Below are 21,653 nucleotides of genomic sequence, written 5' to 3' on the forward strand. Positions count from 1 at the left end.
CTATTTGCATTGATGTAGAAAATATTTTCTTTGTTTATCAAAACCACTGCCATGGCGCCTGTTTGGTGACCATCACCAGCATGATCAGGAACATCCCGGTGAACCCCGCCACCCCCATCCATAGCCATGGGCGATACAGCCGCTGGTAGGCCTGCCCCAGCGCCGTGCCGATCTCAGAGGCGTGGGCGGCGAGGCTGTGTAGCCAGTTGCGAGAGGCTGTCGGCATTGCGGCCGGCGATCACCAGTTGCACAGCGGGCATCTGGTTCAGATGACGGCAGATGATGCAGCCGAAGTTGCCGTAGGCGCCGATTTTCGCGGGAAACGCGGGGCTGCAAGGCAGCCCCGGAGGGGTCAGGCGTCGTAGCCGAGGTTCGGCGCCAGCCAGCGCTCGCTCACGGCAATATCCTGGCCCTTGCGCGCGCTGTACTGCTCGATCTGGTCCTTGTCGACCTTGCCCACGGCGAAGTACTGCGCCTGCGGGTGGGCGAAGTACCAACCGCTGACCGCCGCCGCCGGGAACATGGCGAAGTGCTCGGTGAGGAACACGCCGCTGGGGCCGGTCTCGCCGATCGCGGTGCCGTCGAGCAGGCGGAACAGGGTCTCCTTCTCGGTGTGGTCCGGGCACGCCGGGTAGCCAGGCGCCGGGCGGATGCCGCTGTACTGCTCCTTGATCAGCGCCTCGTTGTCCAGGTGCTCGTCCTTGGCATAGCCCCAGTGCTCCTTGCGCACCTGTTCGTGCAGCCACTCGGCGCAGGCCTCGGCCAGGCGGTCGGCCAGGGCCTTGACCATGATCGAACTGTAGTCGTCGCCCTTGTCCTGGTAGGCCTTGGCCACTTCCTCGGCGCCGATGCCGGCGGTGGTGATGAAGCCGCCGACATAGTCGGTCACGCCGCTGGCCTTGGGCGCGACGAAGTCGGCCAGCGACCAGTTCGGCTTGCCGTCGGGCTTGATGGTCTGCTGGCGCAGGTGGTGCAGGGTGGCGAGGGTCTCGCCAGCGTCGCCGTACACCTCGATATCGTCATCGGCCACCTGGTTGGCCGGCCAGAAGCCGAACACCGCGCGGGCGCTGATCAGTTGCTCGTCGATCAGCCTGTCGAGCATCTCGCGGGCGTCCTTGTACAGCGCCGTGGCGGCCTCGCCGACCACTTCGTCGGTGAGGATGCGCGGGAACTTGCCGGCCAGGTCCCAGGAGATGAAGAACGGCGTCCAGTCGATGTACTCGGCCAGGGTGCGCAGGTCGATGTTCTCCAGCACCTTGACGCCGGTGAAGGCGGGCACCGCGGCCTGGTAGGCGGCCCAGTCGTACTGCGGCTTGGCGGCGATGGCCTGGGCGTAGCTCAGGCGCTCGGTGCGGGCGCTGCGGTTGGCGGTGCGCTCACGCACCTCGACGTACTCCTGGCGGGTCTTCTCGACGAAACCGCTCTTGAGTTCCTTGGACAGCAGCTGCGTTGCCACGCCCACCGCGCGCGAGGCGTCGGTAACGTAGATCACCGCATCGTTGGAGTACTTGGGTTCGATCTTCACCGCCGTGTGCGCCTTGGAGGTGGTCGCGCCGCCGATCATCAGCGGCAGGTGGAAGTCCTGGCGCTGCATCTCGCGGGCGACATGGACCATCTCGTCCAGCGACGGGGTGATCAGCCCGGACAGGCCGATGATGTCGCACTTCTGCTCGCGGGCGGTCTGCAGGATTTTCTCGGCCGGGACCATCACGCCCATGTCGACGATGTCGTAGCCGTTGCAACCGAGCACCACGCCGACGATGTTCTTGCCGATGTCGTGCACGTCGCCCTTGACCGTGGCCATGAGGATCTTGCCCTTGGCCTCGGGCTTGTCGCCTTTCTCGGCTTCGATGAACGGGATCAGGTGGGCCACGGCCTGTTTCATCACCCGGGCGGACTTCACCACCTGGGGCAGGAACATCTTGCCGGCGCCGAACAGGTCGCCGACCACGTTCATGCCGCTCATCAACGGGCCTTCGATGACTTCGATGGGGCGCGCCGACTGCTGGCGGCACTCTTCGGTGTCTTCGACGATGTAGGCGGTGATGCCCTTGACCAGCGCATGCTCGAGGCGCTTGTCGACCGGCATCGAGCGCCATTCTTCGTTCTCGACTTCCTTGGTGGCGCCGCCACCCTTGTAGTCATCGGCGATGGCCAGCAGGGCGTCGGTGCCATGCGCGGTACGGTTGAGCACCACGTCCTCGACCTTTTCGCGCAGGGCGGCGGGGATCTCGTCGTAGATCTCCAGCTGGCCGGCGTTGACGATACCCATGGTCAGGCCGTTCTTGATCGCGTGGTAGAGGAACACCGAGTGGATCGCCTCGCGCACCGGGTTGTTGCCGCGGAACGAGAACGACACGTTGGACACCCCGCCCGAGGTCAGGGCATAGGGCAGGTGGTCGCGGATGTAGGCGCAGGCCTCGATGAAGTCGACGGCGTAGTTGTTGTGCTCTTCGATGCCGGTGGCGACGGCGAAGATGTTCGGGTCGAAGATGATGTCTTCCGGCGGGAAGCCGACTTCGTTGACCAGGATGTCGTAGCTGCGCTGGCAGATCTCGCGCTTGCGCGCGGCGGTGTCGGCCTGGCCGACCTCGTCGAAGGCCATCACAACCACGGCGGCGCCGTAGCGCTTGCACAGGCGGGCGTGGTGCTTGAACTGCTCGACGCCTTCCTTCATCGAGATCGAGTTGACGATGCCCTTGCCCTGGATGCACTTCAGGCCCGCCTCGATCACCTCCCATTTGGAGGAGTCGATCATGATCGGCACCCGGGAGATGTCCGGCTCGCCGGCGATCAGGTTGAGGAAGCGGACCATGGCGGCCTGGGAGTCGAGCATCCCTTCGTCCATGTTGATGTCGATCACCTGGGCGCCGGCCTCGACCTGCTGCAGGGCGACTTCCAGCGCCTCGGTGTAGTTTTCCTCGCGGATCAGCCGGGCGAACTTGGCGGAACCGGTGATGTTGGTACGCTCGCCGACGTTGACGAACAGCGACTGGCGATCGATGGTGAACGGCTCGAGGCCCGACAGGCGGCAGGCCTTGGGGATGTCCGGGATCGCCCGTGGCTTGTACTTGGCCACGGCCTCGGCGATGGCCTGGATGTGCGGCGGGGTGGTGCCGCAGCAGCCGCCGATGATGTTGAGGAAACCGCTGGCGGCAAATTCCTCGACCACCGCGGCCATCTCGGCCGGGGTCTCGTCGTACTCGCCGAAGGCGTTGGGCAGGCCGGCGTTGGGGTGGGCGGACACGTGGGTGCCGGCCTTGGTCGACAGCTCTTCCAGGTACGGACGCAGGTCCTTGGCGCCGAGGGCGCAGTTCAGGCCCACGGAAATCGGGTTGGCGTGGCGTACCGAGTTCCAGAACGCTTCGGTGGTCTGGCCCGACAGGGTGCGGCCGGAGGCGTCGGTGATGGTGCCGGAGATCATGATCGGCAGTTCGATGCCGTCGTCCTCGAACACCTGCTGCACGGCGAAGATCGCCGCCTTGGCGTTGAGGGTGTCGAAGATGGTCTCGATCAGGATCAGGTCGGCGCCGCCCTCGATCAGGCCACGGGTGGCCTCGATGTAGTTCACCACCAGTTCGTCGAAGGTGACGTTGCGGTAGCCAGGGTCGTTGACGTCCGGGGAGATCGAGCAGGTGCGACTGGTAGGACCGAGCACGCCGGCGACGAAGCGCGGCTTGTCCGGGGTCTCCAGGGTCTTGGCGTCGGCCACCTGGCGGGCGATGCGCGCGCCTTCGACGTTGAGCTCGTAGACCAGTGCCTCCATGCCGTAGTCGGCCTGGGAAATCTGCGTGGCGTTGAAGGTGTTGGTCTCGAGGATGTCGGCGCCGGCGTCCAGGTAGGCTTTCTCGATTGCGGCGATCACATCGGGGCGGCTGAGCAGCAAAAGATCGTTGTTGCCTTTGACATCGCTTGGCCAATCGGCAAAGCGCGTGCCACGATAGTCGTGTTCCTCGAGGCGGTAACTCTGGATCATAGTACCCATGCCGCCGTCGAGGATCAGGATGCGCTCTTTGAGTGCGTTCTGGAGTGCTTGTAAACGAGCGCTGCGGTCGGACATAGGACTACCTGGTCGGGCAAATAACAGAAGGTGCCGAATAATAACAAAGCTGCACGGATTTTAGGCGTATCGCCCATTCGCATGAATTTCCCTCATGTTAGCGCGACGCCCCCAACACCTCAGGACCCGCCAGGCACATCGTGATGGCTTTCAAGAACCAGGACATTCGGCACATGCTGTATCGCATACTTGCCAGCGCCTTCGCCTTGCTCATCAGTGGCGCGGCGTTCGGGCAGGCCCCCCAATCGAGCCCGACGATCTCATACACTCGGGATATCCAACCGATCTTCACCGAGAAGTGCGTGGCCTGCCACGCCTGCAACGACGCTGCCTGCCAGCTCAACCTGGGCAGCGCCGAGGGCGCCGAGCGTGGTGCCTCGAAGGTGCCGGTCTACCAGGGCGAGCGCAGCCAGGCGGTGCCCACCACGCGGCTGTTCTATGATGCCCGCGACGAAACGGGCTGGCGCAAGCAGGGCTTCTATTCGGTGCTGGACAAGCAGGGCAGCCAGGCGGCGCTGATGGCGCGCATGCTCGAGCTGGGCCACAAGACCCCGCTCACGCCCAACGCCAAGCTGCCCGAAGAGATCGTGCTGGGGCTCAACCGCAACAACATGTGCCCGTTGCCCCACGAATTCGAGGCCTACGCCGGCGCCCATCCCAAGGAGGGCATGCCGCTGGCGGTCACCGGGCTGACCGACCAGGAGTACCAGACCCTGCAGCGCTGGCTGGCCGCTGGCGCGCCGGTGGAAAAGACCCCGATCCAGCCCAGCGCGGCAGAGGCGAAGCAGATCGCCGATTGGGAAGAACTGCTCAATCGCCCCGGCTCCACCGAGGCGCTGGTCGGCCGTTGGCTGTACGAGCACCTGTTCCTCGCGCACATCCATTTCGTCGGCGGCGAGCAGGGCCACTTCTTCCAGTGGGTGCGCTCGCGCACCCCGAGCGGCCAGCCGGTGGACCTGATCGCCACCCGCCGCCCCAACGACCCGCCGGGCACCGACTTCTACTATCGGTTGATCCCGGTGCAGGGCGTGATCGTGCACAAGACCCACATCACCTACCCGATGGGGCCGCAGAAGCTCAAGCGGGTCAAGCAGCTGTTCTACAGCGGCGACTGGCACGCCAACGCACTGCCGGGCTATGGGCCGCGGCACCGGTCCAACCCGTTCGAGACCTTCGAGGCGATCCCGGCGGTGGCCCGCTACCAGTTCATGCTGGACAACGCCGAGTACTTCGTCCGTACCTTCATCCGTGGCCCGGTGTGTCGCGGGCAGATCGCCACCGACGTGATCCGCGACAACTTCTGGGCGCTGTTCCAGGAGCCGGCCCACGACCTGTACATCACCGATGCCCAGTACCGGGGCGAGGCCACGCCGCTGCTGGCCATGCCGGGGCAGATCGACGACGTGGGCAGCGTGCTGAGCCTGTGGCACGCCTACCGTGACAAGCGCAACGAGTACGAAGCCCTGCGCCGTGAGGCCTATGCCGAACAGCCGGCGCCAAGCTGGTCGACGCTGTGGGCGGGCAACGACAACGCGTTGCTGAGCATCTTCCGCCATTTCGACAGCGCCTCGGTGACCAAGGGCCTGATCGGTGACGTGCCGCTGACCATGTGGCTGTTCGACTATCCACTGTTCGAGCGTACCTACTACCAGCTGGCGGTGAACTTCGACGTGTTCGGCAACGTCTCGCACCAGTTGCAGACGCGGCTGTACTTCGACCTGATTCGCAATGGCGCCGAGGTCAACTTCCTGCGCCTGATGCCTGCGGGCAAGCGCGGCGAGATCCTCGGCGACTGGTACCAGAACAGCGGCAAGGTGAAGATGTGGATGGACTACGAGGACATCGACACCAGCACTCCGAGCGCGTTGAAACTGGACAAGCACGATCCCAAGCGCGACTTCGGCCTCAAGCTGCTGCAACGCACCGGCAGCCTGAACGCCGCGCCGGACCCGATCAACCGCTGCGAGGGCGCCTATTGCTCGCGGCCCGGCCTGTCCGCGGAGTTCCGTGACGCCGAGCAGTCGCTGAGCCGCCTGGTGTCGCGCCCGGCGGCGGGGCTCAAGGTGATCGGCCAACTGCCCGAGGCGAGCATGCTGCGCATCGAAGGGCAGGGCGGCCAGCGCCAGGTCTACAGCCTGCTGCGCAACCGCGCGCACAGCAACGTGGCGTTCCTGCTTGGCGAGGCCTATCGCTACCAGCCGGGGCTGGACACCCTGACCTTGTATCCGGGCGTGCTCAGCAGCTACCCCAACTTCATCTTCAACATCCCGACGGCCGATGTGCCGGAGTTTGTCGAGGACATGGAGGCGGCGCGTGACGACACCGACAAGTTCGAGCGCATCGTCATGCGCTGGGGCGTGCGCCGCAGCCATCCTGGGTTCTGGCGCTACTTCCATGACCTGAACAGCTACATCAAGGAGACCCAGCCGGTGGAGGCCGGGGTGCTGGACATGAACCGCTACGAGAACCTCTGATCGGTTGGCCGGGACTTTCCCGGCATCCTGCGGTCGGAATCGGTAGGTAGGCCCTGGGCTGCTCTGCAGCCCATCGCCGGCAAGCCGGCTCCCACAGAAGTGCGCGAACCCTGTGGGAGCCGGCTCGCCGGGCCTCAATGCACCGCCGATCACAGGGTATTTCATGCTGTATTCGCTTCAGGCTCTCCGGGCATTCGCCGCCTGGCTGGTGGTCTGCCACCACTTCCGGCAGATCTTCTTCGACTTCCACGCCACCGGCCCCATCGGCCAACTGCTCGCTGATCGCGGCGCGGTGGGGGTGGACATCTTCTTCGTCATCAGTGGCCTGGTAATCTACCTGTCGACCCGCGACAAGGTCATCGCCCCCGGGCAGTTCCTGCTCAACCGTGCCTTGCGCATCGTGCCCGCCTATTGGTTCTACACCCTGCTAATGGCCGTGCTGATGCTGGCGGCCAGCCGCTGGATGCCGCACCAGGTGTTCGAATGGCAGCACCTGCTGCTGTCGCTGTTGTTCATCCCAGCGGAAAACCCCGGTGGCTATGGGCTGTATCCAACGCTCAATGTCGGCTGGACGCTGAACTTCGAGATGTTCTTCTACCTGCTGTTCGGCCTGGCCTTCCTGGTGCGCCAGCGACATCACCTGTTGCTGGTGACGGCGGCATTGTTGCTGGTGAGCGAAGTGCTGGGGCGCCTGGGTGTGCTCAGCCGCTTCTACAACAACGACATCGTCTACGAGTTCCTGCTGGGCATCGGCCTGGGCGTGCTCTATCGCCGCGGGCTGATCCGCGAAGGCCTGTGGTTGCCGCTGGGGCTGCTCGCCCTGGCAGGGTTTGCGCTCTATCACCTCGACGCATCGCAGCGCCTGTTGCACTGGGGCCTGCCGAGCGCGCTGGTGGTGCTGGCGTTCATTGCCCTGGAGCCGTACTTCAAGGGCAACCAGGTGCTCAAGGCCCTCGGCGACTGTTCCTACTCGGTGTACCTGGTGCATGTGCTGGTGCTGTACGCCGGCCTGTTCATCAGCGAGCGGTTGCGCCTGAACCCTTACCTGGTGTTCGCCTTGTGCGTGCCGTCAATCGGACTAATGTCGTGGCTCAGCTTCCAATGGCTGGAACGTGGCCTGTATTGGCGGCTCAAGGGCTGGTTGGCCGCCGGTGCGGCGCGGGAACCTGCATTGGCGCTATCCCGAGTCAAATGCTAGGACTTTGTTACCCGGCCGGGTTGGCGTACACTGCCGGCAAGTCTGTGAGGAACTTCCATGAGCGCTATAACCATTACCGACGCCGCCCATGATTACCTGGCCGATCTGCTTTCCAAGCAGAACACGCCTGGCATCGGCATCCGTATTTTCATCACCCAGCCGGGCACCACCTACGCCGAGACCTGCATTGCCTACTGCAAGCCAGGCGAGGAAAAGCCCGACGACCAGCCGGTGGGCCTGAAGAGCTTCACCGCCTACCTCGATGCGGTCAGCGTGCCGTTCCTGGAGGACGCGCTGGTCGACTACGCCACCGACCGCATGGGCGGCCAGCTGACCATCAAGGCGCCGAACGCCAAGGTGCCGATGGTCAACGAGGACAGCCCGATCAACGAGCGCATCAACTACTACCTGCAGACCGAGATCAACCCGGGCCTGGCCAGCCACGGCGGCGCCGTGAGCCTGGTGGACGTGGTCGACGACGGCATCGCCGTGCTGCAGTTCGGCGGCGGCTGCCAGGGCTGCGGCCAGGCCGATGTGACCTTGAAGGAAGGCATCGAGCGCACCCTGCTCGAGCGTATTCCCGAACTCAAGGGCGTGCGTGACGTGACCGACCACAGCCAGAAGGAAAACGCGTACTACTGATCGCCAGTGGTGACGCCATCGCGGGGCAAGCCCGCTCCCACGCCTGGATGCAGCTGCTGCCCAGATGTGGGAGCGGGTTTGCCCCGCGATGCGTTGGGTTACTTTCATTCGACTGAACAAGGACGCTCGGTATGAACCGCTCCTGTATCACGCTGTTTGCCCTGATGCTCTCGACCCACGTCCTGGGGGCCTACCAGCCCCCAGGCAACAGCGAGGCCGACTACCGCCAGGCCGTGGCCAGTCTCGATGCGGTCGAGCCACAGCTGCTGCGGATGATCCAACAGTTGGCCGAAGGCACCGCCGCCCAGGACCTGGAGCCCCGCCTGAGCCAATTGCGCGGTGAATGGAGCCCGGCGCTGCAACAGTTGCAGCGCGCAGCCGATGCCGGCCATGCCGTGGCCCAGTATCGAATGGCGCTCTACCGGTTCGCCTATCAGCCGGATGCGCCTGTGCTCGACGACCCGGACCAATGCACGCTGTTGGTCAAGAGCCTGGAGCAAGGCTTCGCGCCAGCCGCTTTGCGTATCGCCAACCAATGCATTGGCTATGTCGATGGGCCTGCCTACGCGCCAGCGTTGAGCAAGGCGCTTGCCGATTTTTCTCAGTTCACTGGCTACTATCCGCAGCCGTCGGTGACCCTGGAGTGTACCAAGCAGGACCCGAAAGATATCCAGTTGCAATGGGGGGACGCGCCGTCCTACCAGGCCGAACTCTACCGGCTGCTCGGCTTTGCCGCTGATCGCCGCAGCCCGTTGCGTCGGGAGTTCTGGCAGAAGGCCGTCGACATCAACGGCTGCCCCACGATTGCCAGGCGCATGGACCGGTTGCAGAACTGAATCGGCATGTAGCAATAAACTGTTACCAATTCAACCCCTGCGACAACCGGTCGCGCCCCGTAAACAAAGGGCTGCAGCCCGATCAGCCGGATGTCGGGTAGATGGTGCGGGGGTGGCGTGACAGAATGCCCCGGTTTTCTGGCCGGCCCATCCCAGGGGTCGGCACCTTCCCTGTAAAGGATGGTTCCATGAATGATCTGTTGACCCGGCGCGCGGTTGTCGCCGGGATGGGCGTACTGGGGCTTGGCCTGCTGGCGGGCTGCAGCCCGGCCCGGGGCCTGGACTTCAAGTACGGCAAGAACATGAGCAACGAGATCCTCGGGCGCAAGTTCAAGCTCAAGGACCCGCAAGGCAACGAGCGCACCTTGTCGAGCTTCTACGGCTCGATGCCGATGATCTTCTTCGGCTTCACCCAGTGCCCGGCCGTCTGCCCGACCGCCATGGCGCGTGTGGCGCAGATCCGCAAGATCCTGCGTGGCCGCGACCGCGACCTGTTCCAGCCGGTGTTCATCACCCTGGACCCGGAGCGCGATACCCCCGAGGTGCTCGATGCCTACGTCAAGGCCTTCGACCCGTCGATCGTCGCCCTGACCGGCACCCCCGAGGAAATCGACGCGGTGGCCCGTGAATTCAAGGTGTTCTACGAGAAGGTCCCGGCCGGCGATACCTACACCATCTCTCACTCGTCCACCAGCTACGTCTACGATACCCGTGGCACCCTGCGCCTGAGCCTGGGCCATTCCCTGAACGCCCAGGAATGCGCCGAAGACCTGGTCACCCTGATGGAGATCTGCTGAATGTCGATGCAACCGATCAAGCGCGGCCTGGCCGCCCTGGCCCTGATGAGCCTGGCCCTGCCGGCCCTGGCCCAGACCACCGTGAGCGACGCCTGGGTACGCGCCAGCGTGCCGCACCAGCACGCCACCGGGGCCTTCATGACCCTGACCGCCAGCAACGACAGCAAGCTGGTCAGCGTCGCCTCGCCCGTGGCCAAGACCGTGCAGGTGCACGAGATGACCATGAACGGCGACGTGATGGGCATGCGTGAAGTGAAGGCGGTCGAGTTGCCGGCCGGCAAGGCGGTGAAGCTGGATCCGAACGGCTTCCACGTGATGCTGATGGGCCTGAACCAGCAGGTGAAGGAGGGTGAGCAGGTACCGCTGACCCTGACCATCGAGGATGCCAAGGGCGCCAAGGAAACCCTGCAGGTGCAGGCTTCGGTGCGTGCGCTCAACGCCGAGGCCGGCGCCGGCCACGACCATATGCACATGAACCACTGATGCAGCACCCATCGCGGGCGATGCGGCGCTCCGACGAGCCTGCTCCCCCGCGAGGGTTTTCAGCGGTCAGCTACGAAAACGTGGCAGCGGCCGTTCGATGTTCAGCGAGGTCAGCGTCTTGCGCACCTGGGCGTCTTCGGCCTCGAGTGCCTTGAGGCTGGCGCGGATCTTGCCGGCGGCGGGCACGTCGCCCTGGCGGTCGATCCAGTCGGCGATCTCCTTGCAGGCGCTGCTCAGGCAGGCCTGACGCTGGCTCATCAGCGACAGGAGCGTGGTGATTTCTCGTTCGGACATGGCGGGTTCCTCCGTTCAGCCTTGTGAGTGTAGCAGCGGCTGCAGCCGACGGCGTCAGCTGCGCAGATAGCGCAAATAGCCCAGGCTCAGCGCGCAGATGGCGAGCGCGATCAGCAGCAGCCCAGGCGCCAGCATCTGCAGCATGCCGACCACCATCAGCCCCGCGCCGATCTGCAGGTAATACAGCAGGCCGAACAAGGCTGCCGCCGTACCCCGGCAATCGGCGTAGGCCACCAGTGCCGAGCCGAGCAGCAAGGGGATGGCCATGGCGAACGCGACCATCACCAGGGCCATTGGCGCGACGATCCACGGTGATTCACCGATTGCCGTCATGCCCAGCGCGCCGAGCACGAGCAGCAGCGCGGCACCCTTCATCAGGGTGGCGGCCGCGACTGCGCGCCCCAGCAGCAGGGCATTGAGCCTGGCGCCAGCCAGCGAGCCGAGGGCCAGGGCCACGCCCGAATAGCCCATCCACTGTGCCTGCCCCAGGCGTTCGAAGACGAACGGTGCCAGGCTGTACCAGGCGAACACGGCGATATTGAACAAGGCCACCAGCGCACTGGCCAGCAGTACCCGGCGGTCCGCTAGCAGGCGCATCAGCACCTGGCGCAACGGTGTCAGCGCGGACGCGGCGGCCTGGGTCTCGGGCATCGCTCGCCAGCCCCAGGCCAGCAGTGCCGATGCCAGGATCAATTGCCCGGCCAGCACGCCGCGATAGCCGAACGCCTGGTCCAGCCAGCCGCCACCGAGCATGCCCAGTGCGGGGCTGATGGCCAGGCATGCGCCGATCAGCGAGAACACCCGGGCCAGTTCCGCGCCGTTGTAGCGGTCGCGCAATGCGGTCTGGGTCACCACCGAACCGACCGCTGCGGTGAAGGCGGCGACAATCCGCGCCGCCAGCAACTGGCTGAAATCGCTGGCCAGCAGTGCCGCCAGCGCCGCCAGGGCATACAGCGCAAGGCCCGCGAGCATGGTCGGCCGCCGGCCCTTGATATCGCACAACCGACCCCAGAACAGCACGCCGACCGCGAAGGCGACGAAGTACAACGACAGGGTCAACGAGGCGTGCGCAGCGGAAACCGCGAAGCCTTCGGCCAGTGATACCAGAGCCGGGCTGTACAGGGTTTCGGCTATTTGCGGGAACATGAGCATGGCAGTGGCGAAAGCCAGCCAAAAACGATTTTGCATGGGCTTGTCCTCTGCAGTTGATCGGAGGCCCATGGTAGGGTTGGCAAGCTGTGATCCATTATCGTGATCAGATCAGAAAATCAATGAAACAGGACAAGCTGCAATGGCATGGCTCGCACCCGATAGCGCCTTTGACCCGGACGCCCACCCAGCACCGGTGATCGGCATCTGCTCGGCCCTGGGCGACCATGACTCGGGCAACCACTGGCATGTGCGAGGCCAGGTGCTGTTCACTCGCCAGGGCTGCGTGCGTATCGACTCGCCGGGGCTGCTGTGCCTGTTGCCGCCGAGCCGCGCGGCGTGGATACCGGGCGGCCTGGCGCACCGCGCGCGGATGCGCGAGACGGTGGATTACCGCTCGGTGTACCTGGATGCGACGGCGGCGCAGGGGCTACCGGAGCAGGTGACCATCCTCGACGTCAATCCATTGCTGCGCGAGCTGCTCGAGCGGATTGCCCAGGCACCCTTCGACAGCGACTGGCGGCATGGGGCCAATCATCATCTGCTGGGCTTGTGTCGTGCCGAACTGCAGAGCGCGCAGCGCCAGCCAATGCTGCTGCCGCTGCCGCGCGACCGACGCCTGGCGCGCCTGGTGGACGGCCTCGATCGCTTGCCGCCAGCACTGGGCGAGTTGGCGCGGCAAGTCGGGGCCAGTGAAAAGACCATTGGCCGCCTGCTGCGTCGCGACACCGGGATGAGTTACCAGCAATGGCGCCAGCAGTGGCGGTTGCTGCGGGCGGTCGAGCGCCTGGCGCTGAACGTGTCGCTGGGGGAGATCGCCGATGAGCTGGGCTTCGCCAGCGACAGCGCCTTCATCGCGTTTTTCCGCGGTATGACCGGGCTGACGCCGGGCGCCTGGAGTCGTGCCGCTACGCCAGGTTCAGACAGGCCTGGCGATAGGCGCCCGGCGGCACGCCATAGGCCTGCTTGAATTGCCGGCTCAGATGGCTCTGGTCGGCAAAACCCAGGGTAAAGGCGACTTCGAGGACGGATTGACCGCGTTTGAGCAGTTCCCGGGCGCGGGCCAGACGGCGCTGCTTGAGCCAGGCGTGGGGTGGCAAGCCGGTGGCCTGGCGGAATACCCGGGCGAAGTGGAACGGTGAAAGGTTCACCGCAGCCGCCAAGGCTTCCAGCGACGGCGGGTCGGCCAGCTGACTCTCCAGCAGCTCGCGGGCGCGGGCCACGGCCAGCGGTTCGTTGCCGGGGGCGACGGGCTCGGCGCAATGGCCATGGCGCTGTACCAGGGCCAGCACCGCCTGGCGCCAGGCGGTCTGTTGCTCCAGGGCGCTGGCGCAGGACTCCGAAAGCCGATGCAGGTGGCTGAACGTGGCGGCCAGGGCCGGGTCCTGGATCACGCTGTCCTTGAACCGGGGCAGGCCATGGCGGCCCAGCTCCAGTTCGTCGAGCACGCCGGTGACCCGTTCGTGCTCGGGGTAGAAGCCACGGTAGCGCCAGCCAGCCTCGTGGGCGGTGGCGCCGGTGTGCAGCTCGTCGGGGTTGATCAGCACCATGCTGCCCACCGGCGCCAGGTGCTCGCTGCCTCGGTGCCAGAAGCGCTGGGCGCCGGACTCGATCACGGTGAACACATAGCCTTCGTGCACGTGCGGGGCGAAGCGCTGCTGGATATAGCGGGCGTGCAGCATCTCGACATCGCCCAGGGCGGGCGCCTGCCACAGGTGGGCCTGTTCGCGCAGGGGCGTGGTCATGCCAGCCAGCTGCGCAGGAGGAAGAAGATCAGCATGCTCGCCAGCATGCTCAGCAATACGCTGCGGGTCAACAGCACCAGGGCGATGGCCACCAGCGAACCGAGCAGGTAGGGGTTCAGCGGGCTCAGGTCGAGCTGGTGCTCGGGCAGGAAGATGATCGGCCCGCAGATCGCGGTGAGCATGCCGGGCACGGCAAAGCCGAGGAACTGCCGTGCATTGGAGCTCAGGCGCAGGGGCAGGCGCGGTTCGAGGAAGGCGTAGCGGTTGAGGAACACCACCGCGCCCATGGCGAAGATCAGCAGCCAGATCATGGGCGGCCTCCGGAGAACTTCTGGCAGACGAAACCGGCGGCCATGCCCAGCAGGCCGGCGGCGACCAGGGCGGTCTCCCAGTGCCAGTAACTGAACAGCACCGAGCAGAACAGCGACACCGCCACGCACACCACGGTCGGCAGGTTGCGCACCAGCGGCGCGATCAGTGCGACGAAGGTGGCGACGATGGAGAAGTCCAGGCCCAGTTGGTCCAGGTGCGGGATGTTCTGGCCGAGGACGATGCCGGCCAGGGTGAACAGGTTCCACGCCACGTAGAAGGTCAGGCCGACGCCCAGGGCGTACCAGCGGTTGAACTGCTGCTGGTCGTGGTGGCTGGTGAGGGCGAAGAACTCATCGGTGAGCAGGAAGCCCAGGCCCAACCGCCAGCGGGTCGGCAGCCCCGACAGTACCGGGCGCATCGACAGCCCGTAGAGCAGGTGCTGGGAGGTCAGCAGCAGGGTGGTGAGCAGGATCGAGAACAGGTTGGCGCCACCCTTGAGCATGCCGATGGCCACCAGTTGCGCGGCGCCGGCGAAGACGATGGCCGACAGGCCCTGGCCTTGCCAGGCGCTGAGGTTGGCTTCGATGGCCATGCTGCCTGCGAGCAGGCCCCAGGGGGCAACGGCCACGGACAACGGCAGGATGGCGATGGCGCCGTGGAGGAACGCTTGGCGGGCGAGGGGTGGGCTGGGCATGGAAGCGGCAACGAATCGACAGGGCAGACAAGCATGCCAGACAGGTCAGAGGGTGGCTTGAACGATCTTGCTTTGTTGTCGCCTTTGCTGGCCGCGTCAAAGGGCAAGCCTGCTGCCACAGACTTGAGCAGCGGGCTTGCCCTTTACTTCAACGCAACTCGACCTGCGCGCACAGTCCGCCTTCGGCGCGGTTGCGCAAGGTCAGGCTGCCGCCCATGGCCTGGGTCAGTTGCTGGGCGATGGCCAGCCCCAGCCCGGTGCCGCCGGTACTGCGGTTGCGCGAGCTTTCGACCCGGTAGAACGGCTTGAGCACGTCGTCGAGCTCCGCCTCGGGGATCCCGGGGCCATCATCGAGCACGCGGATCAGCGTCACGCCGTTCTCGCAACCGACTTCCAGCTGCGCGGCGCCGGAGAACTTCAGCGCGTTGTCCACCAGGTTCACCAGCACCCGGCGCAAGGCGTGGGGGCGGGTTTCCAGGGTGGCCTGGGCGCTGCCGCTGCGATTCACCTGCGCGCCGCTGTCCTGGTAGTCGAACACCAGGCTGTCGAGGAACGCGTCGAGGTTGACCCGGCACGGTGCCTCGGTGCCGCTGTCCATGCTGCGGGCATAGGCCACGCCCTCGCGCACCAGGTGCTCCATGGCGTCGAGGTCGTGCCACAGCTTGTCCTTCTCCAGCCCGTCGTCCATCTGCTCGACGCGCAGCTTCATGCGCGTGATCGGCGTCTGCAGGTCGTGGGAGATGGCGGCCAGCAATTGCATGCGTTCCTTGAGGTAGGCAGCGATGCGCGCCTGCAACGCATTGAAGGCCACGGCGGCGTAGCGCACCTCGCGTGGGCCGCTCTCGTCGAGCAGCGGGCCGGGGCTGTTCGGGTCAAGGTCGTCCACGGCCTGGACCAGCCGGGTCAGCGGGCCGATGGCCAGGCGCACCGCGAGCCAGGTGCAGGCCAGCAGTACCGCCAGCTGGATCAGCAGCACCACCGGCAGCCAGGTGGCCACCGGCACCGATGCCGGGGTGACGTCGATGGTCAGCGGCGCGCCGTCGGCCAGGCGCAGGTGGGCCTGGAAATGCGCATTGGGGCCGGGGATTTCCTGGAAGGTCAGGCGGTAGCGGTCGCCGATGGCCTTGACGATCGAGTCGGCGGCCATCGGCGGGTTCTCGCTCGGCATGGCTTCGCCGGACAGCCCCTCGTCCAGCCGGTAGCGGTAGGTGCGCCGTTCCAGGCGCGACAGCCAGGCAGGGCGCTCGGCGGCGGGCAGGCGGTCGAGGATGGCAACCGAGGTCGAGACGTCCAGCTCCAGGTTGCTGAGCATCATCGAGCGGCTGCTGACATAGCGTTCGTACGCCTGCAGGCTGAACGACAGGCCGTAGGCCAGCACCAATCCTGTGAAGAAGATCAGCGCCAGGCGCGAGGCCAGGGTGCGCGGCCACTTCATGCCGGCGACTCCAGCAATTGCACCGGCAGTGAGAACACATAGCCTTCGCTGCGCACGGTCTTGATGCAGGTGGGTTCGCGGGCGTCGTCGCCCAGGCGCTGGCGCAGGCGGCTGACCAGCAGGTCGATGGAGCGGTCGAAGATGTCCGCCTCGCGGCCCTGGGTGAGGTTGAGCAGCTGTTCACGGCTGAGTACCCGCTGCGGGTGGTCGAGGAATACCCGCAGCAGGCGGTACTCGGCGCCGGACAGCGCCACCAGGGTGCCTTCGCTGTCGAGCAGGTGGCGCGCGGTGGTGTCCAGGCGCCAGGGGCCGAAGGCGATCAGGCGCCCGCTTTCGCTGATGGTCAGGTTGGGCGGCAGCATGCGCGTGCGGCGCAGCACGGCGTTGATCCGTGCCAGCAGCTCGCGGGCGGAGAACGGCTTGGTCAGGTAGTCGTCGGCGCCCATTTCCAGGCCGATGATGCGGTCGGTCTCGTCGTTGCGCGCGGTCAGCATCAGCACCGGCGTGTTGCGGTGCTTGCCGGCGCGCAGTTCGCGGCACAGCAGCAGGCCGTCGTCGCCGGGCATCATGATGTCGAGGACGATCAGGTCGACCGTGTTGTTTTCCAGGAAGGCGCGCATCTGCCGGCCATCGGCGACGATGCTGGTGCGCAGGCCGTTCTTCTTCAGGTAGTTGCCGACCAGTTCGCGGATTTCGCGGTCGTCGTCGACGACCAGGATGTGATCGACATGCTCCATCGGGGTGTCCTTGTAGGTGAGGGTTGCGCGCAGTGTACCGAGCGAATCCGGGCTTGCCTGCCACGCTTTGTATTGCAGTGTATCTGGCACTGCCGTGGATACAGGAGGAAGCACGTCACAGCCTGGGCGGACACAAGCGGGATACCTGGCGGGAGTGAAATGGCTCTACCGGGGAGCGACGCCTCCCCAATGCCAAGACCTCGCATCAGGAGAACCACCATGACTATCAAGACCCTCGCCAGCGCCGCCCTGTTCGCCGTCCTCGGCCTCGGCGCCATCACCGCCCAGGCCAGCAGCACCTCGCTCAACGATGCCAGCGTGATGCAGTACCGCTACGGCGACAAGCTGGATGTGAAGAAGGTGCTGTCGGTGAAGGATGACCGCAGCAACACCTGCGGCGTGGTCAATACCCGCATGGACTACCTCGACTCCCAGGGCAAGCCGCAGAGCGTCGAGTACCGTTCCTACGCCACCAGTGGCTGCCATGACAACTGAGGCGCGCGGCAAGCGCCGCTTGCTCAAGGCCGGCGGCGTGGCCCTGGCCCTGCTTGGGCTGGGCCTGGCCGGCCACCTGCTGGCCCGCGACAGTTATGGCCCCATGCCTTCGCTGGCCGGGGCCGAGCAGTGGCTCAACTCGCCGCCGCTGGACGGCCCGGCCCTCAAGGGCAAGGTGGTGCTGGTGGATTTCTGGACCTACGACTGCATCAACTGCCGGCGCAGCCTGCCGCATGTCAACGACTGGGCGCGGCGCTACGGCGAGCAGGGGCTGGTGGTGGTCGGGGTGCATACGCCGGAGTACGACTACGAGCATGATATCGGCAGTGTCCGGGCGCAGGTGCAACAACTGGGCATCGCCTATCCGGTGGCGGTGGATAACGGCTACCGGATCTGGAACGCCTGGGGCAACCAGTTCTGGCCGGCGCACTACTTCGTCGACCGCAAGGGGCAGGTGCGCCATGTGCACTTTGGCGAAGGCGATTATGCGGGCCAGGAGCGGGTGATCCAGGCATTGCTCGATGAGCAGGGCTGATCCTTTGTCCGTTCCGGCCCTATCGCGGGGCAACCCCAGGCAACATCATTCGCCGAGCCGCTGCTCCCGCGACGGCGGATAGCCGAAGTACGCCGCATAGCACTTGCTGAAATGCGATACCGAGACGAACCCGCAGGCCACCGCTACCTCCATCACCGATAGGTCCGAATACTGCAATAGCCGCCGGCTTTTGGTAATGCGCAGTTCCATGTAGTAGCGCCTTGGCGAGGTGCCCAGCTGGGCCTGGAACAAGCGGTCGATCTGTCGGCGCGAGCGCCCGGAGTAGGCGGCCAGCTGGTCGAGGCTGAGGGTTTCCTCGAGGTTGTTTTCCATCAGCTCGACGATGGTACGCAGGTGCAGGCTCATGGACTTCTTCGCCCCGGGCCCGACCTGGCGATAGCGTGCGCCGGAGAACGACAGGATCTCTTCCACGCCTTCGGCCAGGGCATCGCCGTACAGGCGCCGTACCAGGCCGAGCATCAGCTCCATGGCGCCATTGGGGCTGGCGGCGCTGAGGCGGTCGCGGTCCAGGGTGAAGCTGGCCGGGGTGATGCGCGTCTGCGGGCTGATCTCGGCCAGGCTGGCGCGCTGCTCGGGGTGCACGCTGCAGCCGTAGTCGTCGAGCACCCCGGCCCGGCCGAGGAACCAGGCGCCGTTCCACAGCCCGCCGAGGGTCATGCCGTGGCTGGCGCAGTCGCCCAGCAAGCGGTCGAGGTCGGGGTACTTCAATGGCGTGCGCAGGCCGCCGCACACCACCAGCAGGTCAAGGTCCTGCAGATTGCGGGGATCGAGCGGGCTGGCGATCAGTTCCAGGCCCAGGTCGCTGAGCACGCGATCACCACCCAGTGACAGCGGGGTGGAGGTGAAGCTATCGGCGCGCAGCAGGTTGGCGGTGACCAGCACGTCCATCGCCACGGTGAAGCTGGCCATGGAGAAGTGCTCGAGCAGGACGAAGTCGACGCGATAGGGGCGCTGGTTGCCGGCGTCGCCGGACTTGAGTCGCAGCATGTTGCTGGTGCTGGTCTTCTTGCTGAATTGGCGTGGCGTGGGCACTGCGGACTCCGCTTCCTGGCTGGCGGGGTCGAGTGTGCGGTGGGGCGGGGGGAAAGACAACAGGGTGTTGGATGCCGCTGAAAACACAGCGCCCCCTCGAGAGGGGGCGCCGGTTGTTGCCAGGCGGGACTTAGAAGTCGCCGCGCAGGGTGAACATGTAGCTACGCGGAGTACCGTAGGTGGTGCCGCGGGTCCAGTAGCCCATCGAGTCGAAGTACTTGCGGTCGAACAGGTTCTCGACGTCCACGCCCACGGTCCAGTGCTCGTCGAGCTTGTAGGCGGCACGCGCGTCGAAGATCGCCCGGCCACTGTTGTACGCCTCGTTGTAGGCATCGACGTAGGAGTTCTGCGCCGAAACGCCACCACCGACGCTCAGGCGGTTCCACTCGCCCGGGAAGGTGTAGTTGGTGTTCACGCGCACCATGTGTTTCGGGGTCTGCGCCGAGATCGGGCCACCTTCGGAGGAACTGGTGGTGTTGTAGGTGTAGCCAGCCGCCACTTGCAGGCCCGGCAGCAGTTCGCCGGTGGCCTCGGCTTCGAAGCCCTTGCTGCGGTTGATGCCGTCGCCATTGACCCAGCAGCGGCCGGCCGGATCGCTCGGGCACTTGCCACGGTTGGCCGCATCTTGCTGGGCCACGTCTTCCTGCTCGATGTAGAACACGGCGAAGGACACGTTCAAGCGTTTGTCGAACAGCTCACCCTTGATCCCGGTCTCGTAGTTCGAACCGACCGACGGGTCGAGCACGCTGCCGCTGACGGTGCGGTAGTTGGACTGCGGCAGGAAGATATCGGCGTAGCTGGCGTACCAGGACCACTGGTCGTTCAGGTCGTAGATCGCACCGACGAAGGGTGTGAATTCCTCGTCCTGCCGGCTGGTCGTCACCTTCGGGCCGTTCCAGGCTTCGTTCTTGTACCAGCTCAGGCGACCACCGAGGACGAAGCTCAGGTCTTCGGTCGCGTGCAGGCGGGCGCTCAGGTAGGTGCCGTAGCGGGTGTCGATGGTGTCATCCATGGACTTCCAGCCATTGCGCTGCAATTCCGGGATATTGCTATGGTCGGGATCAAAGACATTGAGCGGGATAGGGCTGGGCAGCGCTATGGTGTTGTCCTTGTCGTTCATCTTGCGCTTGGACCAGTTGGCACCGAGCGTCAGCTGGTGGGTCAGGCCAAAGGCCTCGAACGTGCCGTCCAGGTGGCCGTCGACGGCATTGGAGGTCACATCGAACTTGTGGTAGCTGACGGTGTTGACCGTCGGACCACCTGGGGCGTTGTACTCCAGCGTCTCGCGCGCGCCCCACTCGATGGCGCTACGGTTGTAGCCGCCTTCGGAGTGAGACAGCGCCAGCTTGCCGGTCCAGTTGTCGTTGAATCGATGGGTGAGGTCGGCGAACACCTCGTCCATGTTGGTCTGCAACTTGGTCCAGTCCTGCCCGAGGTAGGTCGAGCGCTTCAGGTGCGGGTTGCTGCCGTCGGGGTTGTTGGGGATACCCAGCACACTGTAGCCGTCGATGCGCGAGGTCTGGCGGCGCAGGCCGACAGCGACGGTGGTGGCATCGTTGAGGTCGGCCTCGACGATGCCGTACAGCAGCGGCCGCTTGGACTTGGTGACGTCGGTGAAGTAGCCACGGTCTTCATAGGAGGCGACCATGCGTCCGCGCAGGGTACCCTGGGGGTTGAGGCGGCCGCTGGCATCCAGGTCCAGGCGGTAGTTGTCCCAGGAGCCGGCGCGGGTGATGACGGAGAAACGCGGGTCGGCGGTCGGGCGCTTGCGCACCAGGTTCACCGCGCCGCCCGGGTTGCCCGCGCCCACCAGCAGGCCGGAGGCGCCGCGCAGCACTTCGACGCGGTCGAAGATCGCCATGTCCGGGGTCATCCAGCCGGTGTAGGCGTAGGCTTGACCGGGCACGCCGTCGACCATGTAGCTTTCATCGGTGAGGTCGAAGCCACGGGAGCTGAAGTGGTGGTTGCCGTAGCCGCGGTTGGCGCGGGTGATACCGGTGGTCTGGGCCATCACCTGGTCCAGCGAGACCAGGTTCTTGTCGTCCATCAGCTTGCGGGTGACCACGGTGACCGACTGTGGGGTCTCACGCAGCGATTGCGCGGTCTTGCCGATGGTCACCGCGCCAGTGGTGTAGGAGTTGCTGCCCTCGGTGGTGGCACCCAGCACCTGGCCATTGATGGTGGTGGCGTCGAGGGTCATGGCCGAACCGGATTCAGCCGCGCCGCTGATGATCAGGGTGTTGTCCTGCACGCTGTAGCGAATCCCGCTGTTCTTCAGCAGCTCCCCAGCTGCCTGGGTTGGCGAGAAACGACCCTTGACCGGGCTGCTGCGCAGGCCCTGTACGGTCTCGGGGCTGAACAGCACCTGCAGGTTGCCCTGGCGACCCAACTCTTGCAGCGCGCTGCTCAGCGATTGCGCAGGGATGTCGAAGTCTTGCTCCTGGGCCTGCACCTGCGCTGCGAGCGGCAGGGACAGGGCGAGGCCGAGGGTGGCCATGGCCGGCGAGGAACGCAGCATCCGGCGCAGCATCAGCGCCTTGCTCAAAGGGGTCAGTGTGTTGGCTGGTATTGGCATTTTTATGCTCTGGCTCAAGGTACGCAAAGTAAATGAAAATTATTCCGTTGCGAGTAGGACGCATGCGCATGCCAAAACCGGAAAAATATTTTCGGTTGGCAGAGGCCTGACCTGCGACTTCCCTGTGGGCAGGGTTGAT

At 65.5% G+C, this 21,653-nt stretch carries 20 protein-coding genes; 9 read left to right on the forward strand and 11 right to left on the reverse strand.

The features are described from left to right. Window positions 1-37 precede the first annotated feature (37 nt). Complete coding sequence (locus ACODS9_RS00825) at window positions 38-226, reverse strand: DUF2269 family protein (RefSeq protein ID WP_401105249.1); 189 nt, start codon at window positions 224-226, stop codon at window positions 38-40. Between the two features lie 126 nt (window positions 227-352). Further along, a complete protein-coding gene (metH, locus tag ACODS9_RS00830; RefSeq protein ID WP_489093020.1) occupies window positions 353-4,060 on the reverse strand; it encodes a methionine synthase in 3,708 nt (1,235 codons plus the stop codon). A gap of 173 nt (window positions 4,061-4,233) precedes the next feature. On the opposite strand from metH, the gene ACODS9_RS00835 reads away from it, so the two are divergent. The 6 genes from ACODS9_RS00835 to ACODS9_RS00860 all read left to right on the forward strand — a co-directional run bounded on the left by ACODS9_RS00835 (window position 4,234) and on the right by ACODS9_RS00860 (window position 10,490). After that, a complete protein-coding gene (locus ACODS9_RS00835) occupies window positions 4,234-6,534 on the forward strand; it encodes a fatty acid cis/trans isomerase (RefSeq protein ID WP_489093132.1) in 2,301 nt (766 codons plus the stop codon). Window positions 6,535-6,697: 163 nt separating this feature from the next. After that, on the forward strand, window positions 6,698-7,732 hold the full coding sequence (locus tag ACODS9_RS00840; RefSeq protein WP_489093021.1) for an acyltransferase family protein: 1,035 nt from the start codon (window positions 6,698-6,700) through the stop codon (window positions 7,730-7,732). A gap of 57 nt (window positions 7,733-7,789) precedes the next feature. After that, entirely contained in the window at window positions 7,790-8,374 is a 585-nt protein-coding gene (nfuA, locus tag ACODS9_RS00845; RefSeq protein WP_023630602.1) for a Fe-S biogenesis protein NfuA, read from the forward strand. A gap of 131 nt (window positions 8,375-8,505) precedes the next feature. Next, window positions 8,506-9,210, forward strand: a complete 705-nt coding sequence (locus ACODS9_RS00850; RefSeq protein ID WP_489093022.1) for a hypothetical protein — start codon at window positions 8,506-8,508, stop codon at window positions 9,208-9,210. A 188-nt stretch (window positions 9,211-9,398) separates the two neighbouring features. Beyond that, the gene (locus tag ACODS9_RS00855; protein ID WP_031315095.1) at window positions 9,399-10,007 is read left to right on the forward strand and encodes an SCO family protein; all 609 of its coding nucleotides are present in this window, start codon (window positions 9,399-9,401) and stop codon (window positions 10,005-10,007) included. Next, entirely contained in the window at window positions 10,008-10,490 is a 483-nt protein-coding gene (locus ACODS9_RS00860) for a copper chaperone PCu(A)C (protein WP_489093023.1), read from the forward strand. 66 nt (window positions 10,491-10,556) lie between these two features. On the opposite strand, the gene ACODS9_RS00865 is transcribed toward ACODS9_RS00860, so the two are convergent. Continuing rightward, window positions 10,557-10,784, reverse strand: coding sequence for a hypothetical protein (locus tag ACODS9_RS00865; RefSeq protein WP_023630605.1), 228 nt, complete (start codon window positions 10,782-10,784; stop codon window positions 10,557-10,559). A 54-nt stretch (window positions 10,785-10,838) separates the two neighbouring features. After that, window positions 10,839-11,972, reverse strand: a complete 1,134-nt coding sequence (locus ACODS9_RS00870) for an MFS transporter (protein ID WP_489093024.1) — start codon at window positions 11,970-11,972, stop codon at window positions 10,839-10,841. Window positions 11,973-12,075: 103 nt separating this feature from the next. On the opposite strand from ACODS9_RS00870, the gene ACODS9_RS00875 reads away from it, so the two are divergent. Further along, on the forward strand, window positions 12,076-12,903 hold the full coding sequence (locus ACODS9_RS00875; RefSeq protein ID WP_489093025.1) for an AraC family transcriptional regulator: 828 nt from the start codon (window positions 12,076-12,078) through the stop codon (window positions 12,901-12,903). Here the strand turns inward: ACODS9_RS00875 and ACODS9_RS00880 are convergent. The 5 genes from ACODS9_RS00880 to ACODS9_RS00900 all read right to left on the reverse strand — a co-directional run bounded on the left by ACODS9_RS00880 (window position 12,842) and on the right by ACODS9_RS00900 (window position 16,856). Beyond that, on the reverse strand, window positions 12,842-13,678 hold the full coding sequence (locus ACODS9_RS00880) for an AraC family transcriptional regulator (RefSeq protein WP_401105261.1): 837 nt from the start codon (window positions 13,676-13,678) through the stop codon (window positions 12,842-12,844). The two genes, ACODS9_RS00875 and ACODS9_RS00880, sit on opposite strands and share 62 nt — an antisense overlap. Beyond that, entirely contained in the window at window positions 13,675-13,989 is a 315-nt protein-coding gene (locus ACODS9_RS00885; RefSeq protein WP_023632701.1) for an AzlD domain-containing protein, read from the reverse strand. The genes ACODS9_RS00880 and ACODS9_RS00885 overlap by 4 nt, the downstream gene beginning before the upstream one ends. Continuing rightward, window positions 13,986-14,684, reverse strand: a complete 699-nt coding sequence (locus tag ACODS9_RS00890; protein ID WP_046855864.1) for an AzlC family ABC transporter permease — start codon at window positions 14,682-14,684, stop codon at window positions 13,986-13,988. Before ACODS9_RS00890 ends, ACODS9_RS00885 begins: the two co-directional genes overlap by 4 nt. Before the next feature lie 148 nt (window positions 14,685-14,832). Beyond that, window positions 14,833-16,119, reverse strand: a complete 1,287-nt coding sequence (locus tag ACODS9_RS00895; RefSeq protein WP_401105263.1) for a sensor histidine kinase — start codon at window positions 16,117-16,119, stop codon at window positions 14,833-14,835. Further along, complete coding sequence (locus ACODS9_RS00900) at window positions 16,116-16,856, reverse strand: response regulator (protein WP_046855862.1); 741 nt, start codon at window positions 16,854-16,856, stop codon at window positions 16,116-16,118. Before ACODS9_RS00900 ends, ACODS9_RS00895 begins: the two co-directional genes overlap by 4 nt. A 219-nt stretch (window positions 16,857-17,075) precedes the next feature. Between ACODS9_RS00900 and ACODS9_RS00905 the strand changes: the two genes are divergently transcribed. Next, a complete protein-coding gene (locus ACODS9_RS00905) occupies window positions 17,076-17,351 on the forward strand; it encodes a DUF2790 domain-containing protein (protein ID WP_046855861.1) in 276 nt (91 codons plus the stop codon). After that, the gene (locus tag ACODS9_RS00910; protein ID WP_172670895.1) at window positions 17,341-17,886 is read left to right on the forward strand and encodes a thioredoxin family protein; all 546 of its coding nucleotides are present in this window, start codon (window positions 17,341-17,343) and stop codon (window positions 17,884-17,886) included. Before ACODS9_RS00905 ends, ACODS9_RS00910 begins: the two co-directional genes overlap by 11 nt. Before the next feature lie 45 nt (window positions 17,887-17,931). On the opposite strand, the gene ACODS9_RS00915 is transcribed toward ACODS9_RS00910, so the two are convergent. Both ACODS9_RS00915 and ACODS9_RS00920 read right to left on the reverse strand, forming a co-directional pair. Continuing rightward, window positions 17,932-18,939 carry a GlxA family transcriptional regulator gene (locus tag ACODS9_RS00915; protein ID WP_489093026.1) on the reverse strand — a complete coding sequence of 336 codons (1,008 nt, stop codon included), beginning with the start codon at window positions 18,937-18,939 and terminating at the stop codon, window positions 17,932-17,934. Window positions 18,940-19,069: 130 nt separating this feature from the next. Continuing rightward, window positions 19,070-21,514 carry a TonB-dependent siderophore receptor gene (locus tag ACODS9_RS00920; protein WP_489093027.1) on the reverse strand — a complete coding sequence of 815 codons (2,445 nt, stop codon included), beginning with the start codon at window positions 21,512-21,514 and terminating at the stop codon, window positions 19,070-19,072. Window positions 21,515-21,653 lie beyond the last annotated feature (139 nt).

The sequence above is a fragment of the Pseudomonas sp. FG36 genome (assembly GCF_057809275.1).